This is a genomic window from Xanthomonas sp. SHU 199 (assembly GCF_000364665.1).
GTDB lineage: Bacteria > Pseudomonadota > Gammaproteobacteria > Xanthomonadales > Xanthomonadaceae > Xanthomonas_A > Xanthomonas_A sontii.
Genome location: NZ_AQOI01000289.1, coordinates 1 through 2,230, shown reverse-complemented (window position 1 = coordinate 2,230; position 2,230 = coordinate 1). Strand labels below are relative to the sequence as shown.

2 protein-coding genes are annotated in these 2,230 nt (G+C 67.6%); one reads left to right on the top strand and one right to left on the bottom strand.

Annotation, left to right across the window (positions count from 1 at the left end):
* Positions 1-222, bottom strand: a 222-nt coding sequence (locus D183_RS0110680) for a hypothetical protein (protein WP_198527655.1), incomplete at its 3' end; no start/stop codon positions are given.
* Between the two features lie 656 nt (positions 223-878).
* Between D183_RS0110680 and proP the strand changes: the two genes are divergently transcribed.
* The coding region (gene proP, locus D183_RS0110675; protein WP_017908979.1) for a glycine betaine/L-proline transporter ProP at positions 879-2,230 on the top strand (1,352 nt) is incomplete at its 3' end.

The window sequence follows — 2,230 nt, the reverse complement described above, 5'->3', positions numbered from 1 at the left end:
CAATGGCGGCGGATCCGGCTGCGCCAGGTGCGCGAGCAGCGACGGCTGCCGGCACAGCGTATCGAGCAGGAAGTCGCTGGCCAGCAGCGCGCGCGCCAGCGCGGACTCGAAACCGGGGGAAGACGGCCATGGCTGCGCGGCGACGGCCTGGCGCAGGCGTGCCAGGCTGCGTTCGAGCGTGGGTTGCAGGACGTCGGGAACCACGAAGGGAGCAGAAGCCATCGGCCGATGATGGCATCCCGCGGCGACCGCGGACAGCACCGCGGCGTCGATGCAATCAAACGCGCGCCGTCGGACACGGCGAGCGCAAGGGAAGCGTCGTGATTGCAGCATCGGCCCCAGCCAGGGCGGAGCTGTCTGCGCTGCATACGAGGAACTTCATTCCGACGTGTCCGACGCTTGCTGGATCTCCCACCACCGCGCGTCGCGGCTGAAGCCGCTCCCACAGGTGAAGCACCCACATTCTCGGGAACCCCACGGTGCAGCACTGCACTGCGGGAGGGACTTCAGTCCCGACCCGACGGCGCATCCGACGCCGCAAGGCCGTTCCACCCTCGCGCGTCGCGACTGAGGTCATTCCCGCTCGGAACGGAAAATCCACGCAGAACGCAGCTTTTCAGCACTTTTCGCAACTTTTCGCAGACCTTGGCGCCAGCCCCGCCACGACGATGGTGTATCATGGCCGTCTCGACGGAGCCCTGTGCGCCCTGCGCCGCCCGCTCCGTTCTTCGATCCTGCAGCGCCGTGGTGTTGACGCGGCCGTCCGGGATCGCCCCCGCAGACCAGTGCGGCGCCGTTGCGCCCTGTCGTTCCGTCTTGCTTGCCTGACGCGTGCGGGCCGGGGGTCATCACCTCACCGTTCCAGGACAGGAGAAGACATGTCGGAGTTCCACGCCCATTTCGGATGGTTCAAGCGCCGCCGCCAGTTGCAGGTGGAAGAAGTCACCGTCGTCGACAAACCCATGCTCAAGCGGGCGGTCGGCGCGGCGGCGCTGGGCAACGCGATGGAATGGTTCGACTTCGGCGTGTACGGCTACCTGGCCGTGACCCTGGGCCACGTGTTCTTTCCCAGCACCAACCCGACCGCGCAGCTGATCGCCACGTTCGCGACCTTCACCGTCGCGTTCCTGGTGCGCCCGCTGGGCGGGCTGGTGTTCGGTCCGCTGGGCGACCGCTACGGCCGGCAGAAGGTGCTGGCCGCGACCATGATCCTGATGGCGCTGGGCACGTTCTCGATCGGCCTGATCCCCTCCTACGCGCGCATCGGCATCTGGGCGCCGATCCTGTTGCTGGTGGCGCGGCTGGTGCAGGGCTTTTCCACCGGCGGCGAATACGGCGGCGCGGCGACCTTCATCGCCGAGTACTCCACCGACCGCAACCGCGGCTTCATGAGCAGCTGGCTGGAGTTCGGCACGCTGGGCGGCTATATCGCCGGCGCCGCCACGGTGACCGCGCTGCACTTCACGCTGAGCGATGCGCAGATGCTCGACTGGGGCTGGCGCGTGCCGTTCCTGATCGCCGGCCCGCTGGGCCTGCTCGGCCTGTACATGCGCATGAAGCTGGAGGAAACCCCGGCATTCCAGGCCTATGCCGAGGAAGCCGAAAAGCGCGAGCACGACGCGCCCGGCCTGGGCGCACTGTTCCGCATCCACTGGCCACAGTTGCTCAAGTGCGTGGGCCTGGTGCTGGTGTTCAACGTCACCGACTACATGCTGCTGACCTACATGCCCAGCTATCTCAGCGTCACCATGGGCTATGCCGAGAGCAAGGGCCTGCTGCTGATCATCATCGTGATGCTGGTGATGATGCCGCTCAACGTGCTCGGCGGATTGTTCAGCGATCGCCTGGGCCGCAAGCCGATGGTGATCGGCGCCTGCATCGCGCTGCTGGTGCTGGCGGTGCCGTGCCTGCGCCTGGTCGGCACCGGCAACGACTGGCTGATCTTCCTCGGCCTGATGCTGCTGGGCGTGGCGCTGGTGTGCTTCACCAGCTCGATGCCGTCGACCTTGCCGGCGCTGTTCTACACCCCGGTGCGCTACAGCGCGCTGTCGATCGCCTTCAACGTGTCGGTGTCGCTGTTCGGCGGCACCACGCCGCTGGTCACCGCGTGGCTGGTCGAACGCACCGGCGATCCGCTGGTGCCGGCGTACTACCTGATGGGCGCGGCGGTGGTGGGCATCGCAACGATGGTCTTCGTGCGCGAAACCGCCGGCCTGCCGCTGCGCGGCTC